This is a genomic window from Pirellulales bacterium (genome assembly GCA_033762255.1).
Classification (GTDB): Bacteria; Planctomycetota; Planctomycetia; order Pirellulales; family JALHPA01; genus JANRLT01.
Genome location: JANRLT010000012.1, coordinates 42711 through 50915, shown reverse-complemented (window position 1 = coordinate 50915; position 8205 = coordinate 42711). Strand labels below are relative to the sequence as shown.

Annotated in this window: 7 protein-coding genes; 4 read left to right on the top strand and 3 right to left on the bottom strand. The window is 56.5% G+C overall.

Features of this window, described 5'->3' with window-relative positions:
- The first annotated feature begins 269 nt into the window (after window positions 1-269).
- The 3 genes from SFX18_03610 (at window position 270) to SFX18_03600 (ending at window position 3615) form a co-directional block, all read left to right on the top strand.
- The gene (locus tag SFX18_03610; protein MDX1962214.1) at window positions 270-695 is read left to right on the top strand and encodes a hypothetical protein; all 426 of its coding nucleotides are present in this window, start codon (window positions 270-272) and stop codon (window positions 693-695) included.
- 860 nt (window positions 696-1555) lie between these two features.
- Entirely contained in the window at window positions 1556-2422 is an 867-nt protein-coding gene (gene motA / locus SFX18_03605) for a flagellar motor stator protein MotA (protein ID MDX1962213.1), read from the top strand.
- 296 nt (window positions 2423-2718) lie between these two features.
- A complete protein-coding gene (locus SFX18_03600) occupies window positions 2719-3615 on the top strand; it encodes a flagellar motor protein MotB (protein MDX1962212.1) in 897 nt (298 codons plus the stop codon).
- A 209-nt stretch (window positions 3616-3824) separates the two neighbouring features.
- Here the strand turns inward: SFX18_03600 and SFX18_03595 are convergent, their stop codons facing one another.
- From SFX18_03595 to SFX18_03585, 3 genes are all read right to left on the bottom strand, one after another.
- Window positions 3825-4598 (bottom strand): AMP nucleosidase, encoded by a 774-nt coding sequence (locus tag SFX18_03595; protein MDX1962211.1) that lies wholly within the window; start codon window positions 4596-4598, stop codon window positions 3825-3827.
- A 175-nt stretch (window positions 4599-4773) separates the two neighbouring features.
- Entirely contained in the window at window positions 4774-5466 is a 693-nt protein-coding gene (locus tag SFX18_03590) for a hypothetical protein (protein ID MDX1962210.1), read from the bottom strand.
- A gap of 73 nt (window positions 5467-5539) precedes the next feature.
- Window positions 5540-6976, bottom strand: coding sequence for a hypothetical protein (locus SFX18_03585; protein ID MDX1962209.1), 1437 nt, complete (start codon window positions 6974-6976; stop codon window positions 5540-5542).
- A 265-nt stretch (window positions 6977-7241) separates the two neighbouring features.
- Between SFX18_03585 and SFX18_03580 the strand changes: the two genes are divergently transcribed.
- On the top strand, window positions 7242-8138 hold the full coding sequence (locus SFX18_03580) for a hypothetical protein (GenBank protein MDX1962208.1): 897 nt from the start codon (window positions 7242-7244) through the stop codon (window positions 8136-8138).
- The last annotated feature ends 67 nt before the right edge of the window (window positions 8139-8205 follow it).

Sequence of the window (8205 nt, the reverse complement as noted above, 5' to 3'; positions counted from 1 at the left end):
ATCGCCAATTTCCCCGTGAAATTTCTTATTTGGCGATCCACATATCCGCCAAATATCCAGGCAGGCCCGGCGATGGCTCTTTAGCAGTCAGGCTGCAAGCGGCCACAAATCCTGCTTTATGCTAATTCTTGGGCGTAAAATCCGCAAGGGTAGGCCCCCAAAACCCCTGTTGGGCGGGTAAAATCTTTCCGGAGGGCAACTGTCACAAGCCCACTTGGCTTGGGTATAATGATAGTAGTTTGACCAATCCCTTTCCACGAGGCGTTACGATGATTCGCAAAATTGTCACCTTTTTGGTCCTGGCCACCTGTTCCAGCGTCAGTCTGCCGAGCTTGACCCCGTCAGCCTCGGCGCAGGTCTTTTTTCCGGCGCAGCCAGTCTTTGTTCAGCCAGCGCCCGTGTTTGTGCAACCGGCTCCGGTGGTGTGGAGCGCGCCCCGGCGGGTGACGACTTTTTATAGCCCCGCGCCCGTCGTCGCTGGGCCTGCATTTGTAAGTCAACCGGCATTTCCGGTGGTCCAGGCGGCCCCCGTGACCACGTTTTATGCCCCGCCGGTTCGCCAGACAACGTTCTTTGCCCCCGCCCCCGTTGTCGTACAACCGTCCCCGGTCTTTGTCTCGCCCGGCGTGGTCAACAGCCGCACCGTCTATCGCCGTGGCTGGCCGGTCCGCAGTACGACCCGCTGGGGCTGGTAGGGGGGTACGTAGTAGGCACCGTCCCGGTGCCGTAAACTTCTTGGCAAGAGACGCTACGAAGCAGGCACCGTCCCGGTGCCGTAAACTTTCTTGGCAAGAGACGCTACGAAGCAGGCACCGTCCCGGTGCCGTCAACTTCTTGGCAAGAGACCGTACGTAGCAGGCACCGTCCCGGTGCCGTAAACTTTCTTGGCAAGAGGCGGTACGTAGCAGGCACCGTCCCGGTGCCGTCAACTTTCTTGGCAAGAGGCGGTACGTAGCAGGCACCGTCCCGGTGCCGTCAACTTTCTTGGCAAGAGACCGTACGTAGCAGGCACCGTCCCGGTGCCGTCAACTTCTTGGCAACAGACGCTACGTAGCAGGCACCGTCCCGGTGCCGTCAACTTCTTGGCAAGAGACCGTACGTAGTAGGCACCGTCCCGGTGCTGTCAACTTTCTTGGTAAGTGACCTTAGACAAACAAAGCCGCCAATGGCAGCGGCGAATGGTCGGTATCTGAGTCTCAACAAAAACACGGACCTGGTAAGACGGTAATTATTCTAATGATTTTTCAAACAGCCTTATAATGGCGTTTTCCGTATCACTAATTACATCATCTATTAAAAACATTTTGTCTCGCCAATCTCACGCCCAATTAACCCCTACCACCCGCAAATTCTCACTTCCCGGCCCGGTGCTCATATCGGCGGGGCACCCGGTTCGATAAAGATTCCAGGGACCCGTGCGCGCCAGTCGCGTTGTTGACAAACGTGCCTTTGGCCCCGTTTTGGTCAGTATCTCGCCCCGACTCGGCATACCAGTAACACCACCCAGCCGCCCATTCTTAATTTTTAATTCCTAATTCTTAATTGAACCCCCCCCATGATCGTCATCGTCGGCTTTATCGTGGTGATCGGCTCGGTCTTGGGCGGCTTTACCATGGCCGGGGGAGAGATTGGCGCGCTGATCCACCCGTCCGAAATTGTCACCATCGGCGGGGCAGCGTTTGGCGGGATGCTGGTGAGTTCCTCGCCCAAGGTCGTGATTGATCTGTTTAAGATGATACTCGCCAGCATGGGGGGGAATCCCTTTAGCAAGGCGGCGTACCGCGATCTGATGATGTGCATGTACGACCTGCTCAAGACCGCCCGCCGCGAGGGGCTGCTGGCGCTGGAATCGCACATTTCGCATCCGCATGACAGCGCGATTTTTCAAAAATATCCCCTAGTGGCCAAGAACCACCACTTGTCGGAATTTATCAGCGGCGCGCTTTCAACCGTGATCGACGGTTCGGCCAGCCCACAGCAGCTTTCCGCGATGCTGGATAAAGAGCTCAAAGTCATGGAGGACGAGCACCATATTCCGTTGATTGTACTAACTAAAACCGCGGACGCCCTGCCGGGGTTTGGGATCGTGGCGGCGGTGTTGGGCATCGTGATCACGATGGGGGCGATCAGCGGACCGGTCGAAGAGATCGGCCACAAAGTCGGTGCCGCGCTCGTGGGGACGTTTTTGGGGATTTTGATGTCTTACGGTTTTTTGGCCCCCTTGGCCGCGCAACTAGAACTGCGGGGGATGGCGGAATTTGCATTTTTTCGCACGACCGCCGCGATCATTTTGGCCTTTGTGGATAACGTCCCCCCCCGCGTGGCGATCGAGCAAGCCCGCCGCGGCCTGACTAGCGATGTCCGACCGAACCGCGAGGAACTGGACAAGATGCTGGCCGAGGTGGACGCGGCGGGGAAATAGGCGGCGAGATGCGGGGCGAGGGACGAGGGACGAGGGGCGAGTGGTGGGAGGTGAGAGACGGGAGATGGGAGATGGGAGGCGGGAGATGGGAGACGAGAGACGGGAGACGGGAGGAGAGGGATAAAATTTGGCGAGCGGCGGACGTTAGTCCGCCGGTAAGTGCTGGGGGGCGGAGGGGCACGCAGAGAGAGTTGTAGGAGGCGACTCTGTCGCCGAATGGCACGCTATAGAATTTTGTATTGATTTCGCATTTCGTAATTCGCACTTAGTCATTGAATTAACAGAAGGCACGACTCATGGCTGGAAAGGGGGGGGGAGCTTGGAAAGTGGCCTACGCCGACTTTGTGACGGCGATGATGGCCTTTTTTATGGTGATGTGGCTCGTTTCCCAAAATAAACCGGTCAAGGAGGCGGTCGCCCAGTATTTTAGCGATCCCTATGGAACGAAAGATCGGCCCGCGGGCAGCCCTTTGCCCCAGTTTCGCAAAAACCTGCATCCCGGCGGCAGCCGCATCAAACAACAGACCAAAACCAATAGCTCGGCCGAGCCAACCGACAAACCCCCTCCCGACACAATTGTGATCCGTGGTGACAGCCTGAAGGTGATTCCCCCTCTGATGCCGTTCGCGGGCCAGCGATCCAGCGTCGGCACGATGATCCCCTTTGAAGAATTCTCCACCGAACTCACCCCCGACCAGCAGCGTCAACTGCAAGCCTTTACGCCACTGCTCTTGGGCAAGACCAACCGCATCGAAATTCGGGGGCATACAGGACGCCGCGCGCTTCCCGCTGACAGCGCACACGGCAGCTCCTGGGAATTGGCCTATGCCCGTTGCGACACGGTCATGCGGTTGTTATTGGAGGCGGGGATTGATCCGCGCCGGATTCGCCTCAGCCAATCGGCCAGTTATGAACCGCTGCCGTTTCAATCCAACGCCGAATGGCTCAACCATAGCTCGCGAGTGGAGATTTACCTGCTCAATGAGTTGATCGAGGATGTCAGCCAAGCCCACGCGCCAGCGGGCGAACAGGGAAACACTCATGAGTCGCCTGCCCACGGAGAGGGGCATGGCCACGAAGCGGAACATGCGCACGAAAAGGGACATGGGCACGCGTCTGATGACGGACATGGGCACGCAGAGGGACACACCAATGCGGCCTCCAGCGGGGAGCATTCCCAGACTGATCATTAAAGTGGTGGTCTATGGTTGCCAAATTTGAGATTTTTGGATTTCAAATTTGAGGTGTTAGGGCGGAAAGTTTTCCCTTGCGAACCGCCTCCCTTGTTCGGAAATCCACGCTCCGCCGCGTGTCGCGGCAAACCATCGATTCCACACACGGTTTGAATCTCGTCACACCATCACACTGTTTGGATTTCATCACACGGAGTGTGATGAGTACATTAATGCCGAAAGTGCTTGATCCGCTCTCCCCGGCTGCCAATTTCGGTCATCGCCTCGATGCCAATGTCGATGTGCACATCAGACCAATTATGGGTCACCAAGCGGTCGGATTCCTCGGTCTTGACCCCATCAGGCGTCGTGGGCACATCAGAGACCAACAACAACGCTCCGCGGCTGATTTCGTTATAGTGGCCCACGATAAAGATCGTGGCGGTCTCCATATCGATGCCAATGCATGTCAGTCGTTCCAACCGCCGACGAAACTCTTCATCATGTTCCCATAAACGGCGGTTGGTGGTGTAGATGACACCGGTGCGGTATTCTAAGTTGCGCTCGACGATCCTGTCCGAGACAAACTTGTGCAGCTTGAATGACGGCAACGCGGGGACCTCGGGCGGAAAGTAATCGCTGCTGGTCCCTTCTCCCCGGATCGCGGCAATGGGCAATATAAAATGGCCGATTTCCGTGGATTTCTTTAGCCCCCCGCATTTCCCCAGAAACAACACCCCCTTGGGGGGGATGGCCGACAACAAATCCATAACCGTGGCGGCATTGGCGGAACCGATGCCAAAGTTAATCAGCGTCAGTCCGGCGGAATTCGTCACCGCCTGCATCGGGCGGCCATCCCCATAGACCCGCGCCGCAAACTTATTGGCAAACCGTTCCACGTAATACTGAAAATTGGTGAGCAGGATGTACTCGCCAAATTCGGCCAGCGGCATGCCGGTATACCGCGGGAGCCAATTACGGGCAATGTCCAGGCGGTCTTTCATGGGTTTTCCCCGTCATGGCGGATAGAGTGGGGAGATATTGGCAAGGAGAATGGCTATCCCGCCAACGCCTCCATTTCATCCCTGCATTGAATCGGGCCACCGGCAAAACCGCAAGAGAAGTTTGCCCCGCTCCACGAAGTGCCGCCAAATTTTCGGTCATGACCGGGAAAGCAGGTTAGGCAGGCTTTGTTTCATTGTCATTTCCGTCATTCCAAGATTCCCACTCGCGAACACCTTCCGCTTCCAAATGTTCAAAGCGGGGATTTTCCAGGATGGGACCGGTTACTTGGCCCGGCAAGTGGTCTTTTAGCTTTCCCGCAAAGGCGGCGATCATTTGATTCCAGCGATTGATTTGCTGGACCAGCTTATCGAGATCACGGTGATCCCAATAATCACTCTCGTCGACCACCCGGACCTGCATGCCGGGGATTTGACCCGCCCGATCAAAAATGGCCACCAGGCCCAGATGGCAGCGCAAAAAATTCTCGATCCCGCCATGCCGCGGATCGCTGGCATATTGGGTTTTACAAAAGCCGTTCCAGAACCAAGAGTACTCACCGTTTGCCCCGGGTTGTTCATCAAAACGCGCCAATCCAATTTCGGCGGATTCGCTCCCTTCACCGGGATCCGTAACAAATGCGTGCAGTTCGCGCAACGGAGTTTTGATTTTGTGCAGATAGCGGATGGAAAAAATACCGATAAATCCGCCGGGATACTCCTCGTCCGGCGGCGGATCAAGGACCGTGGTAACTTCCAAGAGGGTCGGGAACTTTTGCTGTTCCGCCGTTGCGAATAATGTTTCCACCACGGTCAACGCGGCCGCGCTGGTCCCTTGAAACTTAAATTCAAAATGGATGGTTAGTCCCATAAATGTCCGCCAGCATACTCAGGAATGATCCTCGCTGCTGGTTATTAGACATTTCACCGGGGATAATATCCAGTTATTTTCGCCGTTCCGCGGCTAAACATTCCGCCGGGGTAATGATGCCATCCCCATTCGCGTCAATTCGCATGAATTCGGCCGCTTTTTCGTTGCTGTAACTCGCCGCGTATTCCGACATGCTCACCTGGCCATCGCCATTCGTGTCATTACGCAAAAAGTAACCGGGCAACCCCTCGGGCAGGCGTTCCGTCGGGGTCAAATGTCGCAACGGTTTGCCATTGGCCCCCACACTGGGCTTGCTGGCATAGCCTCCGCCCCCCCCATAACCGCCGCCACCAGGACCAGGACCGGCCCCCCCCCCTCCCATTCCTTCGCGGCTTTTTTCAACCAGCCGATCAGTCAACTCATCATGGGTGATAATGCCATCTTTGTTGTAGTCGGCATTGGAGGGATCGCCGCGAAATTTATCCCATTCCCCTTCGGCTTTGCTCAGGACATCATCTTTATTTTTGTCGTATTGCTTAATCATACTGCGGGCGGCTTCTTTCGTTTTTTCCCGGCGTTCGCGATCTTCTCGCTCACGGTCGCGTCCCGGCCCGGGCCCGCCCCCCGGTCCACCCCGAGGTCCTCCGGGTGCTGGATTGCCGGGGTTGGTAACGACTTCCCGGTTTTCACGATCGCGGTTTTCACGGGGGCCATCGCGGTTTTCACGATTTTCCGGGGGTGGATCACGTCCCACGTCAGATTTGTCGGCGGCGGCGCTCTGGAGCGCACCACCAAAACCCTTTATTTCTGGTATCTCACGTGCCACGCCAAAACCCGGAACTCCAGGAGCCTCTCCGGATGATTTGCGTTCAGATTTCTTTCCCCCTCCCGACCCACTCTCGCTAGCGTTATCGCGGTTGCGTTCGCGATCACCGCCCCACGGTCCACCTTCGCCGCCGCCAGGTCCACCACGGCCTCCCCAGGGGCCACCTTCGCCGCCAGGTCCACCACGGCCTCCCCACGGTCCACCTTCGCCGCCACCCGGTCCACCACGGCCTCCCCAGGGACCTCCGCCGGGACCGCCACCTCCCCAGGGTCCACCACCTCCGGGCCCACCCCCCCCCGGTCCGCCACCAAATCCTCCTCCTCCTCCCCCCGCATCAATATTCCAGCGGCCTTCCTTGACCATGTCGTTTTTATAACGCAACATGACCGTTTTGGCCTTGGCAATGGGTAGGGAAGCCTGATTTTGGCTTACTTGACGGTCCTTGATTCCCCGTTCAATGGCGTTTTTTAGGGTACGCCCGTTGGCGATTTCCTCTGGTTCTAGCATCCCGTTTTGGTTTTCATCCTTGCGGGACAAGTACGTATCTAAATCCGCATCCTGGGCAAAAACCGGTGCTGGCCCCGCGCTTAGGAAAAACAGCAACGTGGCACCCATCAGACCCAGGTAATTCCCCCACATGGCGTCGGGACCAGTGAAAAACAGCCATTTGTTACGTGTCAGCATGGAAATAAGCAATAAAAAAATGGATTTTTCGCGTGGACGGAAAGCATCAGGAAGACATATTCAGAGAAAACTCATCTAATTTGATGATAATTTAACCCCGCGCGCCGAGGAAAGTTCCATTTTATGATAATTCGCGCTTTAGGCCGGATAATGTCAAATTATATCGGAAAACCGCGAAACCTCTGATTCACGTGGGTGTTTATCAGAACCAGAGTGGCAAACATGCCCTTAAACTTATCGCATTTTCCATTAGCAGGAGTTATTTATGTCCGCACGCACGTTCGTGTTAAGCGTTGCTATCGCCTGTGGCTTGGCATTGGCCAGCCAGAGCGCAGTTTTTGCCCAACCTGGTGGTGGCCGGGGCTTTGGCGGGCCTGGCGGCTTTGGGGGGTTTGGGGGCCCTGGGGGAGGATTTGGCGGGCCTGGTGGTAACAATGTGATGCTGCTGCAGAACGAACAACTGCAAAAAGAACTGGCCATTACCGAGGATCAAATCGCCAAAATCAAAGAAATTGGCGAGGAATCCCGCACCGCCATGCAAGAGGCCTTTGGCGACATGCGTGAAAAAATGCGCGACGCCAGTGACGAAGAACGCCGCACCATGATGGAAGACATGCGCAAAAAGATGGAGCCAAAGACTAAGGAACTGCAAACCAAGCTAGAGGGGGTGCTGGATGACAAGCAAAAAACCCGCCTCAAGGAAATCAGCATCCAAATGCAGGGCGTCCGCGCGTTGCAAAACCCCGAAGTGGCGACCGCTCTCAAAATCACTGACGAACAAAAGACCAAGCTCGAAGAAATTAGCACTGAAATTCGTGAGGAAATCAGCAAGTTATTCGGTCGCGGGGGTCCTGGCGGACGGGGTGGTCCGGGAGGGGGCGGTCCTGGCGGCGGCAACCGTGAAGCCATGCAAGAACTGCAAAAAGAACTGGAATCCCGCTCGATGGCTGTCCTGACTGACGATCAAAAATCCAGCCTGGAAAAAATGAAAGGCGCTAAGTTTGAAATGGACTTTGCCCAATTTGGCCGCGGCGGACGTGGTGGTCGGGGTGGTCCTGGGGGTCCCGGCGGACGTGGTCCCGGCGGAGGTGAAGGGGGTGGTCCTGGCGGTGGCGAAGGGGGTGGTCCCGCACGGCCCCCGGTCGATGGCCCGGAACTCTAATCTCTCAGACTAAAACTTAGCCAACATTCGCGTTGTAAACTTTGCCACCGGTCTAGGGCACCTACAT